18 protein-coding genes, 4 tRNA genes, 1 other RNA gene and 1 pseudogene are annotated in these 25,112 nt (G+C 70.5%); 10 read left to right on the top strand and 14 right to left on the bottom strand.

Annotation, left to right across the window (positions count from 1 at the left end; translation table 11 throughout):
* Positions 1-159: 159 nt before the first annotated feature.
* From ACFYOU_RS17145 to purS, 5 genes are all read right to left on the bottom strand, one after another.
* On the bottom strand, positions 160-1,116 hold the full coding sequence (locus ACFYOU_RS17145; protein WP_391306521.1) for a peptidoglycan DD-metalloendopeptidase family protein: 957 nt from the start codon (positions 1,114-1,116) through the stop codon (positions 160-162).
* A 32-nt stretch (positions 1,117-1,148) separates the two neighbouring features.
* The gene (locus ACFYOU_RS17140) at positions 1,149-1,787 is read right to left on the bottom strand and encodes an ArsR/SmtB family transcription factor (protein ID WP_391306519.1); all 639 of its coding nucleotides are present in this window, start codon (positions 1,785-1,787) and stop codon (positions 1,149-1,151) included.
* Between the two features lie 182 nt (positions 1,788-1,969).
* Positions 1,970-4,225 carry a phosphoribosylformylglycinamidine synthase subunit PurL gene (gene purL / locus ACFYOU_RS17135; protein ID WP_391306516.1) on the bottom strand — a complete coding sequence of 752 codons (2,256 nt, stop codon included), beginning with the start codon at positions 4,223-4,225 and terminating at the stop codon, positions 1,970-1,972.
* Complete coding sequence (purQ, locus tag ACFYOU_RS17130; RefSeq protein WP_387003278.1) at positions 4,222-4,914, bottom strand: phosphoribosylformylglycinamidine synthase subunit PurQ; 693 nt, start codon at positions 4,912-4,914, stop codon at positions 4,222-4,224. The genes purL and purQ overlap by 4 nt, the downstream gene beginning before the upstream one ends.
* On the bottom strand, positions 4,911-5,222 hold the full coding sequence (purS, locus tag ACFYOU_RS17125) for a phosphoribosylformylglycinamidine synthase subunit PurS (protein WP_389764685.1): 312 nt from the start codon (positions 5,220-5,222) through the stop codon (positions 4,911-4,913). Before purS ends, purQ begins: the two co-directional genes overlap by 4 nt.
* Positions 5,223-5,547: 325 nt before the next feature.
* Here purS and ACFYOU_RS17120 point away from each other — a divergent pair, with 325 nt between their 5' ends.
* The 8 genes from ACFYOU_RS17120 (at position 5,548) to ACFYOU_RS17085 (ending at position 11,100) form a co-directional block, all read left to right on the top strand.
* The gene (locus tag ACFYOU_RS17120) at positions 5,548-5,877 is read left to right on the top strand and encodes a histone-like nucleoid-structuring protein Lsr2 (protein ID WP_391306514.1); all 330 of its coding nucleotides are present in this window, start codon (positions 5,548-5,550) and stop codon (positions 5,875-5,877) included.
* A gap of 547 nt (positions 5,878-6,424) precedes the next feature.
* Positions 6,425-6,496, top strand: a tRNA-Gly gene (locus ACFYOU_RS17115).
* A 79-nt stretch (positions 6,497-6,575) separates the two neighbouring features.
* Positions 6,576-6,648, top strand: a tRNA-Gly gene (locus ACFYOU_RS17110).
* A gap of 268 nt (positions 6,649-6,916) precedes the next feature.
* Entirely contained in the window at positions 6,917-8,011 is a 1,095-nt protein-coding gene (locus ACFYOU_RS17105) for an ATP-binding cassette domain-containing protein (RefSeq protein WP_391306512.1), read from the top strand.
* Between the two features lie 86 nt (positions 8,012-8,097).
* Positions 8,098-8,841: an ABC transporter permease gene (locus tag ACFYOU_RS17100; RefSeq protein ID WP_391306820.1), complete on the top strand. Its 744-nt coding sequence runs from the start codon at positions 8,098-8,100 to the stop codon at positions 8,839-8,841.
* A 98-nt stretch (positions 8,842-8,939) separates the two neighbouring features.
* The gene (locus ACFYOU_RS17095) at positions 8,940-10,379 is read left to right on the top strand and encodes a histidine kinase (protein ID WP_391306818.1); all 1,440 of its coding nucleotides are present in this window, start codon (positions 8,940-8,942) and stop codon (positions 10,377-10,379) included.
* On the top strand, positions 10,376-11,005 hold the full coding sequence (locus tag ACFYOU_RS17090) for a response regulator (RefSeq protein WP_391306510.1): 630 nt from the start codon (positions 10,376-10,378) through the stop codon (positions 11,003-11,005). Before ACFYOU_RS17095 ends, ACFYOU_RS17090 begins: the two co-directional genes overlap by 4 nt.
* A gap of 22 nt (positions 11,006-11,027) precedes the next feature.
* Positions 11,028-11,100 (top strand) — tRNA-Gly (locus ACFYOU_RS17085).
* A 90-nt stretch (positions 11,101-11,190) separates the two neighbouring features.
* On the opposite strand, the gene ACFYOU_RS17080 is transcribed toward ACFYOU_RS17085, so the two are convergent.
* The 6 genes from ACFYOU_RS17080 to ffs form a co-directional block, all read right to left on the bottom strand.
* The gene (locus tag ACFYOU_RS17080) at positions 11,191-12,090 is read right to left on the bottom strand and encodes a phosphoribosylaminoimidazolesuccinocarboxamide synthase (RefSeq protein ID WP_389764677.1); all 900 of its coding nucleotides are present in this window, start codon (positions 12,088-12,090) and stop codon (positions 11,191-11,193) included.
* A gap of 108 nt (positions 12,091-12,198) precedes the next feature.
* Entirely contained in the window at positions 12,199-13,767 is a 1,569-nt protein-coding gene (locus tag ACFYOU_RS17075; protein WP_389764675.1) for a N,N-dimethylformamidase beta subunit family domain-containing protein, read from the bottom strand.
* Between the two features lie 250 nt (positions 13,768-14,017).
* Entirely contained in the window at positions 14,018-16,009 is a 1,992-nt protein-coding gene (locus ACFYOU_RS17070; RefSeq protein WP_391306507.1) for a hypothetical protein, read from the bottom strand.
* Between the two features lie 378 nt (positions 16,010-16,387).
* On the bottom strand, positions 16,388-17,641 hold the full coding sequence (purD, locus tag ACFYOU_RS17065; RefSeq protein ID WP_389764673.1) for a phosphoribosylamine--glycine ligase: 1,254 nt from the start codon (positions 17,639-17,641) through the stop codon (positions 16,388-16,390).
* Between the two features lie 196 nt (positions 17,642-17,837).
* Positions 17,838-20,078 (bottom strand): DNA polymerase III subunit gamma and tau, encoded by a 2,241-nt coding sequence (locus ACFYOU_RS17060; RefSeq protein ID WP_391306505.1) that lies wholly within the window; start codon positions 20,076-20,078, stop codon positions 17,838-17,840.
* A gap of 61 nt (positions 20,079-20,139) precedes the next feature.
* Positions 20,140-20,236: signal recognition particle sRNA small type (gene ffs / locus ACFYOU_RS17055), an RNA gene on the bottom strand.
* Between the two features lie 72 nt (positions 20,237-20,308).
* Here ffs and ACFYOU_RS17050 point away from each other — a divergent pair.
* Positions 20,309-20,396, top strand: a tRNA-Ser gene (locus ACFYOU_RS17050).
* 63 nt (positions 20,397-20,459) lie between these two features.
* Here the strand turns inward: ACFYOU_RS17050 and ACFYOU_RS17045 are convergent.
* A pseudogene (locus ACFYOU_RS17045) lies at positions 20,460-21,484 on the bottom strand (tyrosine-type recombinase/integrase); the annotation flags it as partial.
* 413 nt (positions 21,485-21,897) lie between these two features.
* On the opposite strand from ACFYOU_RS17045, the gene ACFYOU_RS17040 reads away from it, so the two are divergent.
* Positions 21,898-22,203, top strand: a complete 306-nt coding sequence (locus tag ACFYOU_RS17040) for an HAD hydrolase-like protein (RefSeq protein WP_391306503.1) — start codon at positions 21,898-21,900, stop codon at positions 22,201-22,203.
* A gap of 139 nt (positions 22,204-22,342) precedes the next feature.
* On the opposite strand, the gene ACFYOU_RS17035 is transcribed toward ACFYOU_RS17040, so the two are convergent.
* Both ACFYOU_RS17035 and ACFYOU_RS17030 read right to left on the bottom strand, forming a co-directional pair.
* Positions 22,343-23,464, bottom strand: a complete 1,122-nt coding sequence (locus tag ACFYOU_RS17035) for an RNA-binding domain-containing protein (protein ID WP_391306501.1) — start codon at positions 23,462-23,464, stop codon at positions 22,343-22,345.
* Positions 23,465-23,560: 96 nt separating this feature from the next.
* Entirely contained in the window at positions 23,561-24,688 is a 1,128-nt protein-coding gene (locus ACFYOU_RS17030) for a hypothetical protein (RefSeq protein WP_391306499.1), read from the bottom strand.
* Positions 24,689-25,112 lie beyond the last annotated feature (424 nt).

Raw genomic sequence — 25,112 nt, 5'->3', positions numbered from 1 at the left:
GCCTATCCACCGGGCCTGTTGCGGTGAGTGGGGGACGGGGGTGGGGTCCAGGTGGGGGACCCGCCGAGCACTTGGGGGGCCTCCCCCCTCCCCCTCCCCACCCCTCCCACGTTCCCTCGCCCCGCACGCCCCGCACGCCCCGCACGCCCCGGCTCACTCCTACTCTGCCGCGGCCTTCGCCTCCACAGCGGTCTCCGTCTCCGCAGCAGCGTCCACCGTGAACGTCTCGCCGTTCGCCGGGAGCCCCACGCCCCGCCAGCGGAACGGCACGCCCCTGGCCGCGTCCAGCTCGGGCGAGTCCATCAGCTGGAAGTGGACGTGCGGTTCCGTCGAGTTGCCGGAGTTGCCGCAGTCGGCGAGGACCTGGCCCACCCGGACGCGGTCGCCCGGACGCACCTTCAGCGAACCCCGGCGCAGGTGGCAGTACATCGCGTAGGTGTCGTCGCCGAGATCGAGGATGACGTAGTTGCCGGTGACCCGGGTGGGGCCCACCATGGCGCGGGCCATGCCCTCGACCAGCATCAGGTACGCCAGCATCGGGAGCGAGGTACGGCTCAGGTGGTCCCGTTGGGTGTCGGAGGCGCGGACCACCGTGCCGTCGGCCACCGCCAGGAGCGGGGCGCCGAAGGCCGGGAAGGCGTCCGGGCGGCGCACCAGCGGCCAGAGCCAGTTGAAGGCGGGGCGCAGTCCCTCGGCCGGGGGGCCGGTGGGGTCGCCCGTGCGGTCGGCGGGCCGGTCGTCGGGTATGCGGTCCGGCTCCGGTTCGGCGACCACGTCTATGGCGTAGGTCTGCCCGTAGCCGTGGGTGCCGTGGCTGGGGACCTTGTCCGCGGGGCTGTTCAACGCGGTCCAGCGGCCGATGACCGGTGGCGCCACCTCGACCGGCTCCCTCGCCGGTTGGCCGTTCCTCGCGGGGCGGACCAGCCGGGTGACCAGGAGCAGGAGCAGCATGGTCACGCCCAGCAGCGGCCAGAGCAGCGGGAACGGGGGCTCGTCCAGCGGGTCGAAGACGAAGCTTCCGATGATCAGGGCGCCCAGGGTCAGCCCGGTCAGGCGGTAGCTGATGGACAGGTAGGTGACGGCGCTGCGGCGGGTCGGGTGGGTTCGGCTCGGCATCTTCGTTCCCCGGGGGGTGGGCTGTCGGGTGGTCATGGGGACTTCGCCAGGCTCAGGGCGACCAGCAGGGGGACCACGCGGGTGGACGGCACCTCGTACCGTCCGCGTCCCTGGGTGTGGAGCCAGCCGGCCGCGGTGAGTTGGCGCAGGTGGTGATAGGTCTGGCCGGTGGTGCCGAGGCCGTCCAGGCTGGTCAGCTCGGCGGCGGTGCGGCTTCCGGTCAGGACCTCCTGCAGCAGTCTCAGCCGCACCGGGTGGCCGAGGGCGGCGAACGCTTCGGCCCGCTCCGACCAGTCGGCTTCGATGAGCCGGCCGGTGAGCTCGCCGTACTGCCACTCGTACCGCTCGCCCCAGGGGAGGGCGACCGCACCGGTGAACAGGACGCCGCCGTCCTCCGCGACCGGGCCGGCCTCGGCGAGTTGCTCCTTGAAGCCCTCCAGTGCCCAGAAGTCATCGCGGGGGGTGCTTTCGTTCGTCGGCTGCTCCCGGGAGGGCCCCGGCGACCCCGGCGCGGGCGGCACCGACCGCACCGACGGCGCGGGTGGCACCGGCTCCTCGGGCGCCACCGGATCGTCGGGGGTGCGGGAGGCGCTCGGCCCGCCGGGTTCGTCCGCGTGCTCCAGGGCGGCCAGTCGGCGTTCCAGGGCGGTGACCCGCTGCTCCAGTTCCATGGCTCCATATTACGTAGTTACGTAATGGCGAACAATACTTCGTACGGGTGGCTTGGGAGGGGGTGGGCCGGGGCACGACTGAGCCCTCCGACCCGGCGGCTGCCGGACGGAGGGCTCAGTGGGAACAGTGGGGAACGGTGGGGAGCAGTGGAGGGGAACGGTGGAACGGCGGGGCCGGCCCGTCAGGCCAGCAGTGCCGGGATCGTCTCCTCGTGGGCGGACTTCAGCTCCGCCAGGGACAGCGTGAACTCGCCCTGCACCTCGACCGCGTCGCCGTCGACGACACCGATCCGGGTGGCGGGCAGGCCCCGCGCCCCGCACATGTCGGTGAAGCGCAGTTCCTCCGACCGCGGAACGGCGACGACCGCGCGCCCCGTCGACTCGGAGAACAGGAAGGTGAACGCGTCGAGGCCGTCGGGGACGACCAGTCGGGCGCCGTTCCCGCCGCGCAGGCAGGACTCGGTGACCGCCTGGACGAGCCCGCCGTCCGAGAGGTCGTGCGCCGCGTCGACCATGCCGTCGCGGGAGGCCGAGATCAGGATGTCGGCGAGCAGCCGCTCCCGCTCCAGGTCGACCACCGGCGGCAGTCCGCCCAGGTGCTCGTGGACGACCTGGGACCACGCCGATCCGCCGAACTCCTCGCGGGTGTCGCCGAGGAGGTACAGCAGCTGGCCCTCCTCCGCGAACCCGACCGGCGTGCGGCGCGTGACGTCGTCGATGACACCGAGGACCGCGACGACCGGGGTCGGGTGGATCGCGGTGTCACCGGTCTGGTTGTAGAGGGAGACGTTGCCGCCGGTGACCGGGGTGCCGAGCACCTGGCAGGCGTCGGCGAGACCACGGGTGGCCTCCGCGAACTGCCACATCACCGCGGGGTCCTCGGGCGAACCGAAGTTCAGGCAGTTGGAGACGGCCAGCGGCTTCGCACCGGTCGTGGCGACGTTGCGGTACGCCTCCGCCAGCGCGAGCTGTGCACCCGCGTAGGGGTCGAGCTTGGCGTACCGGCCGTTGCCGTCCGTGGCGACGGCGACACCGAGGTTGGTGTCCGCGTCGATGCGGATCATGCCCGAGTCCTCGGGCTGGGAGAGGACCGTGTTGCCCTGCACGAACCGGTCGTACTGGTCGGTGATCCACGCCTTGGACGCCTGGTTGGGCGAGGCGACGAGCTTGAGGACCTGCTCCTTGAGCTGCGCGGCGTCGGCCGGGCGGGGCAGCTTGTTCGCGTCGTCCGCCTGGAGGGTGTCCTGCCAGTCGGGGCGCGCGTACGGGCGCTGGTAGACGGGGCCCTCGTGGGCGACCGTGCGCGGCGGCACGTCGACGATCTGCTCGCCGTGCCAGAAGATCTCCAGCCGCTCGCCTTCCGTCACCTCACCGATGACGGTGGCGATGACGTCCCACTTCTCGCAGATCTCCAGGAAGCGTTCGACCTTGCCGGGCTCCACGATCGCGCACATGCGCTCCTGCGACTCGCTCATGAGGATCTCCTCGGGCGAGAGGGTCGCGTCGCGCAGCGGCACGGTGTCCAGGTCGACGCGCATGCCGCCGGAACCGGCGCTGGCCAGCTCGCTGGTGGCGCAGGACAGGCCCGCGCCGCCGAGGTCCTGGATGCCGTGGACCAGCTTCTCCGCGAAGATCTCCAGGGTGCACTCGATGAGCAGCTTCTCCTGGAAGGGGTCGCCGACCTGGACCGCGGGGCGGTTGGCCGGGACGCCGCTGCCGGCCTCGAAGGTCTCCGAGGCGAGCACCGAGACGCCGCCGATGCCGTCGCCGCCGGTGCGGGCCCCGTAGAGGATGACCTTGTTGCCGGCGCCGGACGCCTTCGCGAGGTGGATGTCCTCGTGCTTCATCACGCCCACGCACAGGGCGTTGACCAGCGGGTTGCCCTGGTAACAGGCGTCGAAGACGACCTCGCCGCCGATGTTCGGCAGGCCCAGGCAGTTGCCGTAGCCGCCGACGCCCGCGACGACGCCCGGCAGGACGCGCTTGGTGTCGGGGTGCTCCGCGGCGCCGAAGCGCAGCGGGTCCATGACGGCGACCGGGCGGGCGCCCATCGCGAGGATGTCGCGGACGATGCCGCCGATGCCGGTGGCCGCGCCCTGGTAGGGCTCGATGTACGAGGGGTGGTTGTGCGACTCGACCTTGAAGGTGACCGCGTACCCCTGGCCGACGTCCACGACGCCCGCGTTCTCGCCGATGCCGACGAGGAGGGCGTCCGTCTGCGGGGCCTTCTCGCTGAACTGGCGCAGGTGGACCTTGCTGCTCTTGTACGAACAGTGCTCGGACCACATGACCGAGTACATGGCGAGTTCGGCGCCGGTCGGGCGGCGGCCGAGGATCTCGCGGATGCGGTCGTACTCGTCCCGCTTCAGGCCGAGCTGCTGCCAGGGCTGCTCGGCTTCGGGGGTGCCGGTCGCGTGCTTGACCGTGTCCAGCGTCATGCCACGGCTCCCTTCCGCACCAGGTTGTTCAGGATCGAGGTGAAGAACCCGAGGCCGTCGGTGCGGCCGGTGCCGATCAGTCCTTCGACGGCGTGCTCGGGGTGCGGCATCAGGCCGACGACGTTGCCCGCGGCGTTGGTGACGCCCGCGATGTCGCGCAGCGATCCGTTCGGGTTGACGTCCAGGTAGCGGAACGCGACCCGGCCCTCGGCCTCCAGCTCGTCGAGGGTGCGCTCGTCGGCGACGTAGCGGCCGTCGATGTTCTTGAGCGGGACGGAGATCTCCTGGCCGGCGGTGTAGTCGGCGGTCCAGGCGGTGGCGGTGGTCTCGACGCGGAGCTTCTGGTCGCGGCAGATGAAGTGGAGGTGGTTGTTCCGCAACATCGCGCCGGGCAGCAGATGCGTCTCGGTGAGCACCTGGAATCCGTTGCAGATTCCGAGCACCGGCATTCCCGCCTTTGCCTCCGCGATGATCGTCTCCATCACGGGCGAGAACCGGGAGATCGCTCCCGCGCGCAGATAGTCGCCGTACGAGAATCCGCCCGGGAGGACGACGGCGTCGACCTGCTTCAGATCCTTGTCGCGGTGCCACAGCGGAACGGCCTCGGCTCCGGCGACCCGGACGGCGCGCTGGGTGTCGCGGTCGTCCAGGGTGCCCGGAAAGGTGACGACACCGATACGGGCGGTCACTTCGTTCCGGCCTTTCCGGCGGCGGCACCCGCAGAAGACCCAGCGGACTCGGCGGGCGCGGCGGCCCCGTCAACCCTGACGACGAAGTCCTCGATCACGGTGTTGGCCAGGAACGTCTCGGCCATCTCGTGAATGCGTGCGAGGGCGGCTTCGTCCACCGGCCCTTCGACCTCGAGTTCGAAACGCTTTCCCTGACGTACGTCGGCGATGCCGTCGAAGCCCAGGCGGGGCAGCGCGCGCTGCACGGCCTGCCCCTGGGGGTCGAGGATCTCCGGCTTGAGCATGACGTCGACTACGACGCGTGCCACTGGCACTCCCGGTGTGTGGTGCTGAGCAGGTCGCTTCAGACTACCCGTACGAAATTTCTACCCGCGTAGATTCGTAGGTACCTACGTGACGGCCCTCACCCCGTCCAGACAGGGTAGTCAACCTTCACCGAAAATCCCGGAAAAGACCGTCCCCGCAATAGACACGACACGTACCGGACACGCTGAACGCAATAAAAGGTCTTCCCCGTTCAATGCCCTGCCCTGTACAAAGGAAAAGGCAATACCGATACTTTGCCTCAAGCAGCCGGACAGTCGGCATCACCGCACCTCAATGCGGCGAGGTCGCACGAAGGGACCGATATTCGTGGCGCAGCGTGTCGTAGTCACTCTCCACGACGACATCGACGGCGGAGAAGCGGCGGAAACGATCGCCTTCGGGCTGGACGGGAAGTCGTACGAGATCGATCTCAATCAGGCCAATGCGAGGAAACTGCGTAAGGCCCTGGCCCCGTATGTGCACGCAGGTCGCAAGGCCCGGGCGGGGGCCCATCCGACCCCCCAGGTGTACCGGCACACCGCGTTGACGCCCGCCCCTTCGGCGGTCCGGGCCTGGGCCCGGTCGCACCAGATGAACGTGCCGCCGCGGGGACGCATCCCCAAGCGGGTGTACGAGGCGTTCGAGGCGGCCAACTGACCGGCTGGGCAGTCAACCGGCGGGCTCGGCCCGGGACTTGCCCGCCCGCGGCCGGGCAGCGCAACGACCGGGCACCCCGGGCCCACCCCGGCGCACCCCTGCACTCCCGGGCAGCCGACCGGACCCTGCGATCCGATCAGGGATCCGGTCAGCGCTCTGTTCAGCGGTCCGGTCAGCAGTCCGGTCAGCGGTCCGTCCAGGGAACCGGTCGGAGGTCCGTTCGGTGATCGCTCCGGTGGTCGGTGCCGTGGCCCTTCGGGCGGGCGGGCCCGCGACCCGTCCGGGTGGTGGTCCGCCGTCGGGCGGGGTGCGGAGCGCCTTCGGGTGTAGCGGGCGACGGGACCCCCGCCCGGGAAACGGGCGGGAACCGGGAGCCCGCCGCCGCCCCACCGACGCCCCGACGCCGCCCCTTGCGCCCCCCGCCGCCACCCCGACGACGTCCCGTCAACGTCCGTGCGGGGCACCGACTTGCGCAGCACCCCCCGTGATCCGTTAGAGTTTGGGCACGCCAACGGGGCGGGGCAGAAAAGCCCAGCTCAGAGGTCGTGCGGGTGTAGTTCAGTAGTAGAACATCCCCCTTCCAGGGGGAAGGCGCAGTGTGCAATTCCTGTCACCCGCTCTGCATCGCTTACCGACCACGCAAGTGGATCAGGTAGGGTGGTGCTCGCGCCGATCGGTGGAAGCCGGTCGGATGCCATGCGGACGTAGCTCAGTTGGTAGAGCGCAACCTTGCCAAGGTTGAGGTCGCGAGTTCGAGCCTCGTCGTCCGCTCAGGTCGTACTTCGTACGGATTCATCAAGCAAACCCCGGTCACTGGTAGTTGACTGGGGTTTCTTGCATGTGCGGCACCGTCCGCACCACCGCGCGCCCTTCCCGGCCGCATCGCCGCCCCTCCTTCCCGGCCACATCGCCGCGCACTTCTCCGTCGCCGCTCGCCCCTCGCCGTTCCCTCCCGTCTCCGCGACGTCTGACATTTGTCATGCTCAGTGATGACACCCCACATCGGTTTCCGGACCCGCTCCGGGCGAAAATCGATGACATGACTACCGAAGCGACCGAAGAGCGCGTGATCGACGTCACCGATCTGCGTCGCGTCTACGGGGGCGGTCCCTCCGGGCGCGGAAAGACCGGCAAGAACGACGGGCCCGGCGGCCCCGGCACCGCCGCCGGGAGCGGCCGGGGCGGGAGCGGCCCGCAGGACAAGACCTTCGAAGCCGTCCGGGGCGTCACGTTCTCCGTGCGGCGCGGCGAACTCTTCGCCCTGCTCGGCACGAACGGCGCGGGGAAGACCTCGACCCTCGAAGTGCTGGAGGGCCTCGCCACCCCGGCCTCCGGGCAGGTCCGCGTCCTCGGCCACGACCCGTACACGGAACGCGCCGTCATCCGCCCGCGGATCGGGGTGATGCTCCAGGAGGGCGGCTTCCCGTCCGAGCTGACGGTCAACGAGACGGTCCGCATGTGGGCCGGGTGCACCAGCGGCGCCCGCCCCGTGCACGAGGCCCTCGACCTCGTCGGCCTGCTCAAGCGCGGCCCCGTCCGGGTCAAGCAGCTCTCCGGCGGCGAACGTCGCCGGCTGGACCTGGCGCTCGCCCTGCTGGGCCGGCCCGAGGTGCTGTTCCTCGACGAGCCGACCACCGGTCTCGACGCCGAAGGCCGCCGGGACACCTGGGAGTTGGTGCGCGAACTGCGCGACCGCGGCACCACCGTGCTGCTCACCACCCACTACCTCGAAGAGGCCGAGGACCTGGCGGACCGGCTGGCCATCCTCCACGAGGGGCGCATCGCCGCCGAGGGCCGCGTCGCGGACGTCGTCGCCTCGCAGCCCTCGATCATCGCCTTCCAACTCCCCGACGGCTACCACGTGGGGGACCTGCCGCCCCTGGGCCAGCTCGGGATCGCCGACCACGACGTCAACGGGCGGACCGTACGACTGCGCACCCATGAACTCCAGCGGGCCGCCACCGGTCTGCTCGTGTGGGCCCAGCAGCAGTCCCTGGAACTGCGCGGGCTGGACGTCCGCTCCGCCTCCCTGGAGGAAGCGTTCCTGCGGATCGCGCGGGAAGCCGAGGGGCTCAGCGGCTCCACCACCGCCCCGACCAGCCAGAACCCCCACCCGAAGGAGCCGGCGCTGTGAGCACCGCCCCGCCCCGGTCCGCCGATCCGACGGACCGCGTCACGCCCCGCAACGACGCCCGGGCCACCACCACCGCCACCGGGCGCATGACCGCACTCGCCCGGGCCGAGCTGACCCTGCTGGTGCGCAGCAAGGGCACCCTGTTCGCGGCGGCCTTCGTCCCGCTCGTCCTGCCGTTCAGCGTGCGCGGCGCCGCCGAGAACATGGACCTCGAAGGCACCGGTCTGTCCATCGGGACGATCCTGCTGCCGGCGTCCATCGGCTTCTCGCTGCTGTTCGCCGTCTACATGGCGCTCACCGGGATCTTCGTCACCCGCCGCGAGGAACTGGTCCTCAAGCGGCTGCGCGTCGGTGAGCTGCGGGACGTGGAGATACTCGGCGGCGCGGCCCTGCCCTCGGTGTGCATCGCCCTCGTCCAGACCCTGGTGCTCGTCACCGGCTGCATGGTCCTGCTGGACGTGGGCCTGCCCGAGGCCCCGCACCTGGCCGTCCTCGGGCTGCTGCTCGGGATCGTGCTGTGCGCGGCGCTCGGCGCCGTGACCGCGGCGTTCAGCCGCAGCTCGGAGAGCGCACAGGTCACGGTCATGCCGCTGGTGCTGGTCTCGATGATCGGTTCCGGGATCACCGTGCCGCTGGAGATCTTCCCCGACGGCCTCGCCCGGGTCGGTGAACTGCTGCCGCTGACCGGTGCGATCACCCTGGTCCGCGGCGGCTGGACCGGGGCGCTGTCCGGCGGCGAGACCCTGACCGCCCTGGCCACGGCGGTGGCCTGGACCGCGCTCGCGGTGTTTGCTGTACGCCGGTGGTTCCGTTGGGAACCACGGCACTGACCGCGGGGGCGCGCCCGCCGGGCCCGTCCGTCGCCGGGCGCGCCCGGCGGTCTACCGGACGGGTGAGAAGGGGCGGGGTGAGGGGGGTGAGCAGGGCGATGCGCCGACCGGACGCCTGGTGGCGTGACAAGAGCACGACGGCGAAGGTCGAGTCGTACACCCGCGGGTCCTTCCACCTGTTCGCACTGATCGAGATCGCCGTCGCCGGGTTCGTGCCCCTGACCAGCATGCCGCGGACCGCGGGAGTCGTGGTGCTGGTGTTGGTGCTGGTGCACGCGGGGCTGATCTCGCTCGCGGTGTCCCGTTCCCTCGACTGGGTCTGCGGGACCCGCGGCAAGCCCGGCGGCGCCCTGCTGCTGCTCTCCGCGGGCACCGCCGTGATCGCCGTGACCGCACTGCTGCTCGCGGTCTGGGGCATCGACCTGGACAGCCAGGCCCGTGCCGAACAGGACCGCATGTCCGCGGGCGGCGCCTACTACCTCACGATCGTCTCCTTCGGCGCGGGCACCCTCGCGCTCGGCATGCGCGGGACCCGGCAGGTCCTCACGATGGTCTGCACGGCGGGCGCCCTCGCGGCGGGCGGCGCCCTCGCCGTGGGGTTCACGCCGGCGCAGGCGCTGGTGATGGGCCTGATGATCACGATCTTCAGCGGGTTCGTCGCCCTGACCTCCTCGTTCTCCATCTGGCTGCTGACCGTCGTCATCGAGCTGGACGAGGCCCGCGAGACCCGGACCCGGCTGGCCGTCGCCGAGGAGCGGCTGCGCTTCGGACGGGACCTGCACGACGTGCTGGGCCGCAATCTGGCCGTCATCGCGTTGAAGAGCGAACTGGCCGTGCAGTTGGCCCGTCGGGAGCGGCCCGAGTCGGTGGAGCAGATGGTGGAGGTGCAGCGGATCGCGCAGGAGTCCCAGCGGGAGGTGCGCGAGGTCGTCCGGGGCTACCGGGAGGCCGACCTGTCCGCCGAACTCGCCGGGGCCCAGGGCGTCCTCACCGCCGCCGGGATCACCTGCCGGGTGACCGGTTCGGCGGCCGGGCTGCCCCCGCAGGTGCAGTCGGTGCTCGGCTGGGTGGTGCGGGAGGCCACCACGAACGTGCTGCGGCACGGTGACGCCGGACGGTGCGCGATCGGCCTCGTACGGGAGGGCGCAACGGTGACCCTGACCGTGGAGAGCGACGGGGTGGCCCCGACCGCCGGGGCCACCGGGGCGGATGGGGCCACCGGGACGGGCGGTACCGGGCTCGCCGGGCTGCGGGAGCGGTTGGCCCGGGTCGGCGGCACCCTGGAGGCCGGGGCCGCCGAGCGGGTCGGGGGGCGGGTGTTCCGGGTCGCGGCCCGCGTACCCCTGACTCCGGACGGAACGGATGGGTCCGGTGGGGACGATGGGGACGATGGTGGCGATGGTGCCGCTGCGTCCGGTGAACGGGACACGGTCGGTGCGGTCGGTGAACGGGGTGCGGTCGGTGCGGACCGGGTGTCGGGGGACGCCCGTGGACGGCGGGGCGGCGCCACGTCGACCCCTCAGGAGGCAACGGAATGAGCACGCCAGACGGGAGCCCCGGCGTACGGGTGCTGCTCGCCGACGACGAACACCTGATCAGGGGCGCACTCGCGGCCCTCCTCGCCCTGGAGGACGACCTCCGGGTGATCGCCCAGGCGGCGTCCGGCCCCGAAGCGCTCGCGATGGCCCGTGCCCACCGCCCCGACGTCGCCGTCCTGGACCTCCAGATGCCCGGCGCGGACGGTGTGAGCGTGGCCACATCCCTCCGGGCGGAACTCCCCGACTGCCGGGTGCTCATCGTCACCAGCCACGGCCGCCCCGGTCATCTGAAACGGGCCCTCGCGGCGGGCGTGCGGGGCTTCGTCCCGAAGACCGTGAGCGCCCAGCGGCTCGCCGAGATCATCCGCACCGTCCACGGGGGAAACCGCTACGTCGACCCCGAGTTGGCGGCCGACGCGATCTCCGCCGGGGACTCCCCGCTGACCGCCCGGGAGGCCGAGGTGCTGGAGCTCGCCGCCGACGGGGCGCCCGTCGCGGAGATCGCGGAGCGCGCCGCGCTGTCCCCGGGAACGGTCCGCAACTACCTGTCGTCGGCCGCGACGAAGATCGGCGCGGAGAACCGGCACACCGCGGTGCGGCTCGCGCGCGAGCGCGGTTGGGTATAGTGGGCTCCGCCCTCGGGCACCGGCGGACGTAGCTCAGTTGGTAGAGCGCAACCTTGCCAAGGTTGAGGTCGCGAGTTCGAACCTCGTCGTCCGCTCAGGATCGTACGCAGTACGCGGGTGAAGCCCCGGCCGACCACATCGGCCGGGGCTTCACCCGTTCCCGGGGCCCCGGAGGGCCGTGCCGGTCACTGCCAGGACGTGCCCGTCAGACGTTCGTACGCCTCCACGTACTTCGCCCGGGTCGCCGCCACGACCGCCTCGGGCAGCACCGGCGGCGGCACCTCGGCGGCCCGCTCCCACCCGGACGCGGAGGACGTCAGCCAGTCCCGTACGTACTGCTTGTCGTAGGAGGGCTGGGCGTGGCCCGGCTCCCAGGTCTCGGCCGGCCAGAAGCGGGACGAGTCCGGGGTCAGCACCTCGTCCGCGAGGGTCAGCACCTCCCCGTCGAACCCGAACTCGAACTTGGTGTCCGCGAGGACGATGCCGCGCGAGCGGGCGACGTCCCGGGCGCGGGCGTAGACGGCGAGGGTGGTGTCCCGCAGCGCCTCGGCGGTGTCCGCGCCGACCTGGCGGACCACCTCGTCGAAGCTGACGTTCTCGTCGTGCTCGCCGACCGCCGCCTTGGTCGCCGGGGTGAAGATCGGCTCGGGCAGCTCGGAGCCGTCGCTGAGCCCCTCGGGCAGCGGGATGCCGCAGACCGTGCGGGACTGCTGGTACTCGACGAGCCCGGAGCCGGTGAGGTAACCGCGGGCCACGCACTCCACCGGGACCATCCGCAGCGACTTGCACACCAGGGTGCGGCCCGCCCAGTCGGCCGGCGCGCCCGCGGGCAGCTCGGTGCTCAGGACGTGGTTCGGGGCGAGGTCGGCGAGCTGCTCGAACCACCACAGGGACAGCCGGGTCAGGACACGCCCCTTGTCGGGGATCTCCGTCGGCAACACCCAGTCGTAGGCGGAGATCCGGTCACTGGCGACCATCACCAGGTCCCCCGCGTCATTGCGGTACAGGTCCCGCACCTTGCCGGTGTGTAGATGCACCAGCCCCGGAACCTGAAGCGGTTCGGGCTTTTCGACGAATCCGGACACGAGGCCTCCCCGTGGTTCTGTACGAGTGCTGCCGTGATTGTCCCGTACCGGTGCGGTGGACCTCGGGGCGGGGCGCGCGGGGGCGTGACAGCGGTGGCGTGCGCCGGCTCAGTCGCGCTTGCAGATGCGGTCGAGGAGGTTCGCGGTGGCCCGCTGGACCCGCGGGTCGACGTGCCCGGGCCGGTCCAGCGCGGGTGACCAGGCGAAGGTGCCCGAGGCGAAGACCAGCGCCCCGGACGGTGCGCGGTACAGGGAGGTCTCCTGGTGGCGCCGGCCGCCCTCGGTGTCCCGGTACGGGGAGTGCGCGAGCAGGACGCGCTCCTGGTGCCCGGGGAGCGGGGCCCGCGGGAAGTAGCGGTCGGCCTCCCCGGCGACCAGACCCGGCAGTTCGTCGCCCTCGTGCGCGCCGGTCGCCTCCCACAGCCAGTGGCCGGCGTTGCGGACGATCAGCGGTTGGGGTTCGGGGACCCGGCCCGCGTACTGGATGCCGATGAGCTGCTGCTCGGGCCGGTCGGCCTCCCGCCACAGCGCGGACTTGCCGGGCCCCCGGCGCTTGCGGCAGACCAGCAGCCGGTCCGGGGTGCCGGACGCGGACGGGCTCAGCTCGACCTGCCAGTACATGGTGTTGGCGGACAGGAACACCAGCGAGGTGCCCTGCTCCCGGGCCAGTTCGGTGGTGCGGCGCATGTTCGCCGACCAGTACTCGTCGTGCCCCGGGAACACCAGCCCCCGGTACCGGCTGGGGTCCACCCGGCCCGCGTGCAGATCGGTGGCGTCCGCGTACGCCAGGTCGTAGCCGTACCGCTCGGCCCAGCGGATGAAGTCGTAGGCGTGCCCCACGTGCAGGGGCAGCCCCGCGCCGGCGAACGGCCGGTCGAAGGAGACGGTCGTCGCGGCTTCCGACTCGCCGAGCAGCCGGCCGTCCCCGTCCCACGCGTGGTAGAGGCTCGCGCCCGTCCGGCCGTTCTCCGGGTACAGGTTGTACGCCTGCCAGGTGATGTCGGGCAGCAGCAGGAGCAGGTCCGCGGGACGGTCGTCGCGCACCGTGAACGGGATGTGCGAGCGGTACCCGTCGACGGTGGTCAACACCGCGACGTACGCGCCCGGGTTCCAGTACGAGGGGACCTGGAGCCGCCAGGACAACCACCAGTGGTGACAGGAGACCGTGCGGTCGGCGGTGAGCGGGGCGGGCTGGACGATGCCCGACAACCGGGGACTGGTGGCGATCTTCGAGGCGCCGTCACCCGCGTAGTGACCGATGCGGTAGACGTCCACGCTGAACTGCTGCGGCGGGTTGACCGTGATGTGGAAGTCGATGGCCGCGCCGGGGGCGACCGCGGCGGTGGACGCGAACCCCTTGATCTGACAGCGCACGTCGTCGGCGGTGCGCAACCCCGAGGACGAACGGGGCGCGGGCACCCGGGCACCCGGCCGGGCGGTACGGGCCGGAGCGGGAACGCCGGGACGGTCACGGAGGCGGGCCGCGTCCGGCGGGGTGTCGACGTACCAGGGGACGACCTGTCCCGTGTCGTCGAAGAAGTGCTCACGGCCCCGCAACCAGGGGAGGGGGCCCAGACCGAAGGGGTCGTTCACCGCGTGGGCGAGGGCACCCGACTCCCAACGGCTGATGTGCCGCGGCTTCTCGCGCGGGGTCTGTTCCTCGTCCTTCGGCGCCATGCGGTCCCCTCCCTGAGTCCCCCGGGCCCGGTCCTCCGCCCGGGCGCTGCGCCGCGGGGCGGACCCAGCACATCACATTACGCACGCGTTCCGTCACCGTTCGTCGTTATTTGGCGGTGTTCCATGCGTCCTGAGCGGGTACAGGGCACGTACGGGGGACGGCTCCGCCCTCCGCTGCGCCCCCTTGTCCGGCGTTCACGCGTTCGCCGAGTGCCGTGGGCCGGTCAACCGGGCCGTACGGAACGGGCGTTCAGACCAGGCGCAGCGGCTTGTCGGTACGGACGCACCGCTCGCTGAGCCAGCCGCGCAGGGGTGCGGGGTCGCCCCGGTCCACCAGGGTCAGGACCCGGGCCGGGAGGTCGGCCACCCGTTCTCCGGCGATGAGCAGCGAGGGGCCGTCCAGCCAGTCGAGGCCGGGGGCCGCGCCCGCGGTGTCGACGGCCGCGCAGCACACCGTCGCCAGTACGTGCTCGGCGAGCAGGTCCCGGCCGCTGCGCGGCGGCTGGAGCGGGAAGAGGGGCAACACGCCCTCGTTCCACAGGACCTCGTCGGCGGACCGGCTGGCGGGGGCGCCGGAGCGGGCCGGGCCCTCCTCGCGGGCCAGTCGGGCGGTGAGCGCCGCGGCCAGTTCCCCGGAGCGGGGGGTGCCGGGGGCTTCGTCGTCGCCGACCCCGTCGTACGCCGCGTCTTCGTCGAACGCCGCGTCCTCGTCGTACGTTCCGACCTCGTCGTACGCCGCCTGGTCGGTACGCGCCGCATGGTCGGTGTGCGGCTCGTGGTCGGTGTCGTCGTGGGTACGGGGGTGGGTGGCGTCGTCGGGGTCGGCGGCGCCGGAGCGGTCGTCGGGGACGCTGCTGGTCGGGGCGTTGCCGGTGGGGGTGTGGTCGGTGGGGTCCGGGGGGAGGTGCCCCGGTCCGGCTATCGGTGCGGGGGCGGTGGGCTGCCCGGGGTCGGACGGTGCCGGGGCCGGCAGGGTCAGGTGGTCGAGGACCCGGGCCAGCGTCGGACCGCCGCCCCGCGGCACGCCCGCCGCGTCCAGGACCCGGTGCAGCCGGGCCGCCTCCGTCCGCCAGGTGCGGTCCACGACCTCTTCGGGGTACGCCTGCCAGGCCACGGGGGCCCAGTCCCGTCCCGTCTCGGCGGGCCCGCCGTGGAACAGCCGCGCGGCGAGCAGCGAGGCTGCCTCGTCGACCGCCCCCGGTTCCTCCAGCAGGTCGCAGGCGGGGCGTTCGCCGAGCCGGGCCGCGAACCCCTCGGCGAGCCGGTCCCGTCGGGAGAGTTCCGTCAGCGCGGCGACGACCCCGGCGTCGAGCCGGGCGGGCCAGCGGCCGACCCGCCACGCGGGCAGCGCCACCCTGGTCAGCAGTCGGTCCCAGCCCGCGTACGCGAGCCCGACCTGTTCCTGCGCGACGATCCGCAGCCCGTAGTCGACGTCCTGCGCACGCTCGGCCGCCGCCGCGGCGACCCCGCGCTCCATCTCCGTGGCGTCCGTGCGGCAGGCCCGCAGCATCAGGCGCGCGATGCCCCCCGTCACCCCGAGCGCGAGCCGTGCGAGCGGGCCGCGGCCCGGTTCGGAGGCGACGGCGACCGCGGCGTCGAGCCCGCGGACGAAGCGCCGGGCGGCGGCGATGTCGGGGTGCGCGGAGGGGCCCGTGCCCGCGACGACGGGGGCGAGGACGGCCCGCAGTTCGGCGACCCGCATCCACCACAGGAACGGTGACCCGATGATCAGCACGGGGGCCTCCCGGTCCCCCGGGGGCTTGCGGTGCCGTGCCGTGCCCCCTCCGGTGGGGCCGGTGGCCGGGTCCGTGCCGGGGGAGGGCTTCTGCGAGCGGTGCGTACGGTCCTCCAGCCAGCTGTCGCAGTCGGGGGTGAGGGCCACCGCCGAGGGCGCGGGCACGCCGAGACGGTCCGCGAGGTCCCGGACCAGCCGGTACAGATCGGGCGCGGAAGCCTCACTGATCGGGACGGTCGGACTGACCGCCGGTCGGGACCGCGTCACGACCAGTCCGATGCCCGCCGCCACGAGCAGCACCGCGACGGCCGTCCCCGTGAGCACCCAGCGGGCCACGTCCCAGCCGCCGCCCCGGGCGAAGTGCCCGCTCACCTGACCCGCGAACAGCACGACCGCGGCGGCGGCGGGCAGCAGGGCGACGGCCGTGGCCCTGCTGCGGACCCGCAGTACGGCGAGGGCCCGGGAGCGCGCGGACAGCGCGGTCACCTCCACACCCGTGTCGGACACGACCGGACCTCACCCCCTACCGTCCGCCCGGGGCGATCCGGCGACCGGACCGCTTCGGGGCTCCCTTGGCGTTGTTCACTCCCCCACTGTGGCACCGCCCCACGACATCGCAATGCCGCTGGGCCAAGTGCCGGAACGCATGCGCCGCACCCTAGTTGGGCCCCCGGCCGTCGTCAGCCGTATAGACCATTGGTCACTCGATGGAATGGCTTTGGGCAGAGGTGGCTGGCAAATGCTGGCGGCAACACGAACACGTGCCCGAGTGCGTACGGCTCCTCCGGACGCCTCCGGACGTGCGACGGCCCCGGTGCGGTACGGGGTGCGTACCGGGCCGGGGCCGGGCGGAGGGTCACCGGGCGGTGGGGCCGGGCGGGGTGCTCACGCGTCGGCCGCCGCCTTCGCCGCGATGTCGGTGCGGTGCTGACCGCCGTCGAGCCCGATGCGCCCGACCGCCGTGTACGCGCGTTCGCGGGCCTGCGTGAGGTCGGTGCCGGTCGCCGTCACCGACAGGACGCGTCCACCGGCGCTGAGGACCCGGTCCCCGTCCTGCGCCGTGCCCGCGTGCAGCACGTACGCGTGCGGCGCGTCCTCGGTGGCGACCGCGTCCAGCCCCTCGATGGGGTCACCGGTGCGCGGGGTCCCCGGGTAGTTGTGCGAGGCGACGACGACGGTGACCGCCGCGTCGCCGCTCCAGCGCAGGGGCTCGATGTCGGCGAGGGTGCCCCGGGCGGCGGCCCTCAACACCCCGGCGAGCGGGGTGCGCAGCCGGGCGAGGACGACCTGCGTCTCGGGGTCGCCGAAACGGGCGTTGAACTCGATGACCCGCATCCCGCGCGAGGTGATCGCCAGCCCCGCGTACAGCAGTCCGGAGAACGGGGTGCCGCGCTTGCGCAGTTCGTCCACGGTCGGCTGGAGGACGTGCTCCAGCACCTCGGAGACCAGCTGGGGGTCGGCCCACGGCAGCGGCGAGTACGCGCCCATGCCGCCGGTGTTGGGGCCTTCGTCGCCGTCCAGCGCCCGCTTGAAGTCCTGGGCGGGCTGGAGCGGGACGACGGTCGTCCCGTCGGTGATCGCGAAGAGCGAGACCTCGGGACCGTCGAGGAACTCCTCGATGACGACGCGTTCGCAGGCGGCCGCGTGCTCCCGGGCGGCCGTCAGGTCATCGGTGACGACGACGCCCTTGCCGGCGGCGAGCCCGTCGTCCTTGACCACGTACGGGGCGCCGAACGCGTCGAGCGCCTCGTCGGCCTCCTGCGGGTCGGTGCACACGTAACTCCGGGCGGTGGGCACCCCGGCGGCGGCCATGACGTCCTTGGCGAACGCCTTGGAGCCCTCCAGTGCCGCCGCCTCGCGCGAGGGGCCGAAGCAGTCGATGCCCGCGGCGCGCACGGCGTCGGCGACCCCGGCCACCAGGGGCGCTTCGGGGCCGACCACGACGAGCTCGGCTTCGAGGCGCACGGCGAGCGCCGCCACGGCGGCCCCGTCGAGCGCGTCGACCGCGTGGAGTTCCGCCACCTCGGCGATGCCTGCGTTCCCGGGCGCGCAGTGCAGGGAGGTGACGTCGGGATCGAGGGACAGTGAGCGGCACAGGGCGTGTTCGCGGGCGCCGCCGCCGATGACGAGGACCTTCACGCCCGCCAGCCTAACCGCCGGCCCGACCCGGCTCGTGCGGGTGTCCGATGCTCGGACGCCCCCGGACTGGGAGGTTCCTACGAACCGCGGCCCAGCGGAGGGCCCTTCCCTCGCGGCTCCTCGGGTCCCTCGGGTTCTTCGGGTCCCTCAGGTCCTTCGGGTCCTTCGGGTCCTTCGCCCGTGGTCGCCCGCCGGCTCACTCGTTGGAGAACTCCTCCAGGACGGTCGCGCCCAGTTCGCGGACGATGAGGTCGTGGCCGGAGAGGGCGGACTCGTCGAGGTCGGGGTCGTCGTCCTCGGGGACGTCGTCCTCCGGCGCCACGGAGTGCACCGGTTCCGGCGCGTGGGGGCGGGCCGGTGGCGGCGGGGCGGCGGGTGCCGGTCGGCCGCCGGCTCCCGGGGCGCCGCCCGGGGACTGCTGCGGGGCGGGGGGCGCGGACTGCTGCGGGGCGGGCGGCCGGGGCGCCGCGGGAGCGGAACCGTAGGCGGGCGGCGCCCCCTGGGGAGCGGGGCGTCCGCCGAAGTTCCCCGCGGCGGGCGGCGGTGCGGAGCCTCCCGAGGGGTCGACGATCGCCTCGACCCGCCACTGGACGCCGAACTGCTCGCTGAGGGCCTGCCGCAGGACGTCCTCGCTGCCGCTGCTCGCGAAGTTGTCGCGCGCGCCGGCGTTGACGAACCCGAGTTGGATGGTGGTGCCGTCGAAGCCGGCGACCTGGGCGTTCTGGCTGAGCAGGATCCAGGTGAAGCGGCGCCGGTTCTTGACGGCTTCGAGGATGTTGGGCCACAGGGCGCGGGGGTCGAGCCCGCCGGCGGGCGGCGCCGTGGGGGCGGGCGCGGCGGGTGCCCGGGGCGGCTGGGCCGCGGGCGCCGCAGCGGTGGGCTGGGCGGGCGGCGCGGGGGGACTGGCCGCCGGCGCGGGGCCGCCGCCCGCGGCGGCGGGGGTGGGCCAGCCGCCCGGGCGCCGTGCGGCGGGGGCCTGCGGCGGGGCTGCGGGGGTCGCCGGGGCGACGGGTGCGGGGCCCGGCTGGGCGGAGCCCTGCGGTACGGGGGCGGGCTCGGCGGGGGGCGCGGTCGGGACGTGGGGCGCCGGGCCGGGCGGGGCCTCGGGGGCGAGGTCGGGGGCGGGCTGCGGCGGAGCGGAGTGCGGCGCGGCGTACGGGGCGGGCTGCACGGGCGGGGGCTGCACGGGCGGGGGTGCGGGTGCGGGTGCGGTGACCGCGCCCGCCCCACCTGCCCAGGCGGCACCGCCCGTACCCATGGCCCCGCCGAGGCCGGCGGCGCCGTTGCGCTCCAGCCGTTCGAGCCGGGCCATGACGGAGCGCTCGTCGTCGTAGGCGGCGGGCAGCAGCACGCGGGCACAGATCAGTTCGAGCTGGAGCCGGGGCGAGGTGGCCCCGCGCATCTCGGTGAGCCCCTCGTAGACCAGGTCGGCGGCCCGGCTCAACTCGGCGCCGCCGAAGACGCCGGCCTGGGCGCTCATCCGCTCGATGACATCGGCGGGGGCGTCGATGAGGCCCTTCTCGCTGGCGTCGGGAACCGCGGACAGGATGACCAGGTCGCGGAGGCGTTCCAGCAGGTCGGCGACGAAACGACGGGGGTCGTTGCCGCCCTCGATGACCCGGTCGACGACCTCGAAGGCCGCGGCGCCGTCCCCCGCGGCGAAGGCGTCCACGACGGAGTCGAGCAGCGAACCGTCCGTGTACCCGAGGAGCGAGGTGGCCATCGCGTACGTGACGCCCTGCTCGTCGGCGCCGGCGAGCAGCTGGTCCATGACGGACATGGAGTCACGGACGGAACCCGCCCCGGAACGGACGACGAGGGGGAGCACGCCGTCGGCGACGGGGATGTTCTCCCGGCCGCACACCTCGCCGAGGTAGTCCCGCAGGGTGCCGGGCGGCACCAGACGGAACGGGTAGTGGTGGGTGCGCGAGCGGATCGTGCCGATGACCTTCTCGGGCTCGGTGGTCGCGAAGATGAACTTGAGGTGCTCCGGCGGCTCCTCGACGACCTTCAACAGGGCGTTGAAGCCGGCCGTCGTGACCATGTGGGCCTCGTCGATGATGTAGATCTTGTAGCGGCTGCTGGCGGGCCCGAAGAACGCCTTCTCCCGCAGGTCACGGGCGTCGTCCACACCACCGTGGGAAGCGGCGTCGATCTCGATCACGTCGATGGAGCCGGGTCCGCTCCGCGCGAGGTCGCGACAGGACTGGCACTCGCCGCAGGGGGTGGGCGTGGGGCCCTGCTCGCAGTTCAGACAGCGGGCGAGGATGCGCGCACTGGTGGTCTTCCCGCACCCGCGCGGACCGCTGAACAGGTACGCGTGGTTGACCCGGTTGTTCCGCAGGGCCTGCTGCAGGGGCGCAGTGACATGCTCCTGCCCAATGACCTCGGCGAACGACTCCGGGCGATAGCGGCGGTACAGCGCGAGAGACGACACACCTACGAGGTTATAGGCGCCCACCGACAACCCGGACCGGAAGCCCGTCGCGCCCACCCCACGCAAACGCCCCCCACGCACCCGCCAGAGCCGACCTACCCTTGCTGCCTTCCGGCCCTGGGGGAGTTCAGTCAGATAGCGCCACGTGAGGGGCTGCGCACAGAGTACCCGATCCGGGGGGCGCCGAACGAGTTCGCGAGCACGGCTCGGCGTCATGTAATGTCTCCAGCGGAGGATTCGCCTAGTGGCCTAGGGCGCACGCTTGGAAAGCGTGTTGGGGGCAACCCCTCACGAGTTCGAATCTCGTATCCTCCGCCATTGCTCTCACCGGGCAATACGTCGAAGGGCCCCACCGCAAGGTGGGGCCCTTCGACGTTGTCCTCAGACCCCGTTGTCCTGGTTTTTGTCCACAGCGGGTGTTCCCGGGGGCCCCAGATGGCATCGGCGATCTTCCGGGCCACGTCCTTGAGCATGGCGTCCGGCACGTGGAGGTACCGCGCCCGCATGCTTGCGGACGTGCCCGGCTCCCACCCCATGATCTGGTCGATGACGCGGTCCGGGACACCGAGCAGCATGAGCACGGTGGCGGCCGTGTGCCGGGCGTCGTGCAGCCGGGCGTCCCGAACCCCCGCGTCTTGCAGCAGTCGCTTCCAGTCGTGGTAGTCCGTGTTCGGGCTCAGCGGGCCACCCAGCGGCTTGGTGAACACGTAGTCCGACTCGATCCACAGGTTGCCGGCCGCCTTGCGTTCGCGCTCTTGCTTCTCGGTATGCGCACGAAGCATGGCGACCAGCGGGCCCGGCAGGGGTACGGCACGTCGGCCCGCTCGGGATTTGGCGTTCTTGGTCTCGCGCCGGACCTGCACCCTGTCCGGGCAGTACCCCGCCTTCCGGCCGCACGGTGAGGCCTCCGGGCATCCGTGCTCGTACCGGGGCCGCAAGCGGTTCCTCCGCAGCTTCAGGTACTCGTTGCCCAGGTCGACGTCAGACCAGCGCAGCCCAAGCGTCTCGCCCTGCCGCAGTCCGAGCGCCAGCGCCAGCATCCAACGTGCCGTATTCCGGCGCTTATTGGCTTCGAGCAATAGACACTGGACCTCTTCCACGGAGTAGGGATCAACCTCTGATTCGTCCTCTTCCATCCGTGGCGGCTTCGCCAGCCCGGCGGCGTTCTTCGCCACGTAGCCGCGCCTTACCGCCTCCCCCAGGGCGGTTCGGGCGGTGCGGTGGGCCTGGTGGGCCGTACCGGCCTTGCGCTCCCCGTTCGCCTGCATGCGGCGGTACAGGCTTTCCAGGTGTTCCGGCTGCAATCGGTCAAGGCGGTGCTTGCCGATGCCAGGCACGAGGTGGACGCGAACGGCTACCTCGTAGCCGTCGTACGTGTTCTCACTAACGGTTGGCTTGGCGATGTCACCATCGGAAGGAACCTCGACCCTGATGGGAACTAGCAAGCTCGCCGAGATCGCCGGAGCCACCAGCGGAGTCCTGTTCGACTTCGACGGGCCGATCTGCGACGTGTTCGCGGGTCGGCCCGCCGCCGGTGTTGCACGGGAACTCTCGGAAGTCGTGACCCGGCACGACGCGACACTTGGCGGCGAGTCGGGAAGCATCGACGACCCCATGGAGATCCTGCGCCTTGCCACGCAGGGCGGGGAGCCAGTCATCCGGGCAATCGAGGAATCACTGACCAAAGCCGAGGTGTTGGCCGTCAAGGTCGCGGGCCCGCCCGTCCCCGGCGCGGTCGCTGCTCTGGAAGCCGCGCACTTGTCCGGGCGAATGGTCGCCGTGGTCAGTAATAATTCCACGGACTGCGTACGGGCTCCTGATGCTGCACGGCCTGCGTCACCTGGTGCACGAGGTCATTGGACGCGCCGCCTATCGGCCCGACCTGATGAAGCCCGACCCTCATTCGCTGTTGCTCGCCGCCGCACGACTTCGTGTGCACCCGAATCACTACACACTCATCGGGGACTCGGTAACAGACGTCGAAGCTGCTCGTGCTGCTGGAGCGATGTCCATCGGCTTCGCCAACAAGTCGCACAAGGGCCTCGCCCTGGCTGAGGCAGGGGCCGATGCAGTGGTCACCGACATGGCCACTTTGGCCGATGCTCTGGGATCGAGCCCCAGGTAGCGATCCCAACGAGGGCTGCGGTGGGTCGCGACTGAGGCCAAGGCAACAACGTGGTCGCGCGGATAGCGGCACGTGCGAGCCTCCCAGCGGGGTCAATGCCAAGGTTCCACGGCCGCGCCAAGTCGAGGCGAACGTCGTCTCAACCTTCGGACTTCATCCGGAAGATGGCTCGTGCGGCAACCAACATCGAATGAACAGATTCCGCACTCGCAGGGAACTTATCGGAGCCAATTCGTTGAGGAATAGAAAAATATGATCCCGACACTCGGCCCGATACAATTGCGCCCTTAACCAGAAACGGCATAAGCTCTTCAGGTTGCACGGGAACATACGCAACGAGCAAATCCCCTCCCTCTGCGGGCACCACTTCAACCTTAAGTCCCTCAGGGGCGGGAACTACCCTATCGGCGAGCGCCTGCATATAGGTCTGCAAATTCAACGAGCCAGTTTTGCACGGCGACAGCCGACTCAGGAGATCCCTCCCGGCAGAATCCTTTTCTGTCGACATGCCAATAACTAGAATCCCACCCGTTGGAGAGTTGGCAAATGCAGCGACATCACATGCGAATTCATATTTCTGAGAGGGGGTCGAAATCCCGTACCCTTTTCGCTTCACCTCTAACCAGTCGGACTCAACCTGCCCCAGTAGTAGATCTGACCTACCGGAGAGAATTAAAGTGTACGCCCCTAATGCCGAACTTGGGTTCGCTTGGCGCTGACTGAGAAGAATTCTCACTCCCTCGGAAACATCAGCACACCGGGCAACTGTCCAATCTTCGGGCGGAATAATCTCGATTTGCCAGGATGGCGGCGAATCAAAATCGCCAGCATAGCACTTCAATGAGTGAACTCTGACCGATAGCCTTTCGAAGTATAGCGATGTCCGCTCGACAACCTCCTCCTCGGTGCCAACATGCGGGTAGTCAACAGAAAAGCCGAAAGAGAGTTCACCTTGTTCCGTAATATCGAAAAACTCGTATTCCGTTTCCCACCTCTCGCCGCGACGAACTTCACCGCGAGGCCCGAAGAATACCCCTTGAGACTCCCGCCTCGAAGTGACACAGAAATCAATGGGGCGTCCGTTAGGGTTTTCCGTGGAAGTTACCCTTGATGAGTCTATTAACATTTCACACAGGGAGTGCAACTTTACTTTCGAGATCAATTCGCGACTGACTTCACACCTCCGCGGGAAGGTGTGGACTCCATCGTCAATCAATACGGACTTTAATTCCTCATTCCACTCAACTTTCAAGGTACTCAACCTTCTCATTCTGTATCAAAGCCCGTATGCAATATTGCGCCCCGGCCTGCCCTCTAACTACCCAGTCGGCACTGCGCCTCATCCAATACCCTCGGCTTAGAACGGTGGAACATTTTCGGCTTCTCGCACAGTCTGCGCTACCTCCAGGCATCCAGCGGCGGCGAGAGTTTTAGCGTATTCTTCATGCTTCCCATAAGGAATGCCGCGAAGTATTTCGAGCTTAAACTGTTCTTCCAGTTTATGGCCAACCAACACATCCAGGCCGGCCTTGAGGCTGTATGGGCTCTCCCCACTCACCCCTTTCAAGATTAGGTCCCTGTCTTCATTGCTTCCATTCTCATGGAAACGCTCGGCTATTTTGATCGCCTCTTCCGAGCGTCGCTCTGAACCCACAAAACGCAGAAGGGATATGGCATCTCGATCGAGCGAAGCCGCCCTGAGAAGTACAAGTGCCTGGTGAATGCCGGCGGCGGTCTGAACTCTAGACAGAGCTTTTAGGTACACCTCCACCAGGCTTCCGATTTCCGCTCGTCTCATGCCTGCAACTAGGGCTGGCGTGGATTTTGCGCCTTGGTGCCTCGCCGCGTGCGTCAGGAGTGCACCAACGGTCATGTTGTTGTCCGTGACCACCCATGGACTGCCCGTTATACCCCAAGGGTCGTTCTCCGGCTGAGGGAAGCTCAAATTGAGCACCACCAAGGTTCGAACGATCGCTTGCGGGTCGTCCTGTGAGGCACGCTCCATAAAGGAGGACACAGACATCTGAGCTTTAAGCATGGGCCCGATAACACTTGGTAGCCAAGTTTCAGTAGGGCTGTTCTGGGAGCTTTCCACAATTTCAATTAGATCGTACATCTGGGCGTGCATGAGAGCCGCAATGTTCCACGGGTTTTCGTCGCCCTTATCTTGTGGCGACGGTGCTGGCAATAAGGCTTTGGGGCTGACTTGCTTATGAGACGCCGTGACTCGCTCTCGCCAGACCCCTTGGTCTGTCTCCTGCCCCGGAAGGGGAGCACCATTAAAGCGTGCATGCTCAGCAAGTGCCTCCACGATCGACAGAATCTGCGCCAGATTAGCAGTGCTTTTGCCCGAGATTTTCTCCTGAATGGTGGATTGGGCCATAGTCCGCCCTCGACTCTGCCTGGCTATGAGGTGCTCGATCTCGCGGATCGAAGGGTTACCAGCCCGTATCCGAAGCTCCTGCAAACGAACGGCGATGCTCATCCGACGTCTCCCCCTGTCTGCGACTGTCCGGCATTGTCCGGTGGCGTCCGGTCGTTGGGGTGAAACCCTAGGCGGCCTGCGCGTTAGCTGTCCGGACTTCGTCGGATTTAGCTGGGGCTGTCGTCAACTCCGCGCCGGACGTGTTCTCTTGCCCCCGAGGAAGCCCGCCCCCTCCTCGATGGGAGGCAGGCGCAGGCTTAGGCGAGTGCCGTGCTGGAACGGCCATGAAGCAGTGGAGGAAGCAGCTCGATGAGTGCCGACAACTCACCTGTGGGGGAGCGTGGAGACGACAGCGTCCGGGGAGCCAACCGCTGGGCGTCGACCATCACGGCAGTAGCTGGGTTGGTCGGGGCGCTCGCCGCTCTGATCACTGCTCTGCGGGGTTGACGACTTGGTAACAGTGCTGGGGCATACCCAGTCCCTT

It is taken from the genome of Streptomyces sp. NPDC005955 (assembly GCF_042871255.1).
Classification (GTDB): domain Bacteria; phylum Actinomycetota; class Actinomycetes; order Streptomycetales; family Streptomycetaceae; genus Streptomyces.
The sequence above is the reverse complement of the archived record's forward strand: the minus strand, read 5'-3'. Positions and strand labels throughout refer to the sequence as shown.

What these genes read in the sequence shown, in the direction of transcription:
- ACFYOU_RS17075 (WP_389764675.1), bottom strand. Translation starts at nt 13,767, where the DNA reads ATGGCGCCGAAGGACGAGGAACAGACCCCGCGCGAGAAGCCGCGGCAC.
- ACFYOU_RS17040 (WP_391306503.1), top strand. Translation starts at nt 21,898, where the DNA reads ATGCTGCACGGCCTGCGTCACCTGGTGCACGAGGTCATTGGACGCGCC.
- ACFYOU_RS17140 (WP_391306519.1), bottom strand. Translation starts at nt 1,787, where the DNA reads ATGGAACTGGAGCAGCGGGTCACCGCCCTGGAACGCCGACTGGCCGCC.
- purL (WP_391306516.1), bottom strand. Translation starts at nt 4,225, where the DNA reads ATGACGCTGGACACGGTCAAGCACGCGACCGGCACCCCCGAAGCCGAG.
- ACFYOU_RS17145 (WP_391306521.1), bottom strand. Translation starts at nt 1,116, where the DNA reads ATGCCGAGCCGAACCCACCCGACCCGCCGCAGCGCCGTCACCTACCTG.
- ACFYOU_RS17105 (WP_391306512.1), top strand. Translation starts at nt 6,917, where the DNA reads ATGACTACCGAAGCGACCGAAGAGCGCGTGATCGACGTCACCGATCTG.
- ACFYOU_RS17095 (WP_391306818.1), top strand. Translation starts at nt 8,940, where the DNA reads ATGCGCCGACCGGACGCCTGGTGGCGTGACAAGAGCACGACGGCGAAG.
- ACFYOU_RS17090 (WP_391306510.1), top strand. Translation starts at nt 10,376, where the DNA reads ATGAGCACGCCAGACGGGAGCCCCGGCGTACGGGTGCTGCTCGCCGAC.
- ACFYOU_RS17100 (WP_391306820.1), top strand. Translation starts at nt 8,098, where the DNA reads ATGACCGCACTCGCCCGGGCCGAGCTGACCCTGCTGGTGCGCAGCAAG.
- ACFYOU_RS17030 (WP_391306499.1), bottom strand. Translation starts at nt 24,688, where the DNA reads ATGAGCATCGCCGTTCGTTTGCAGGAGCTTCGGATACGGGCTGGTAAC.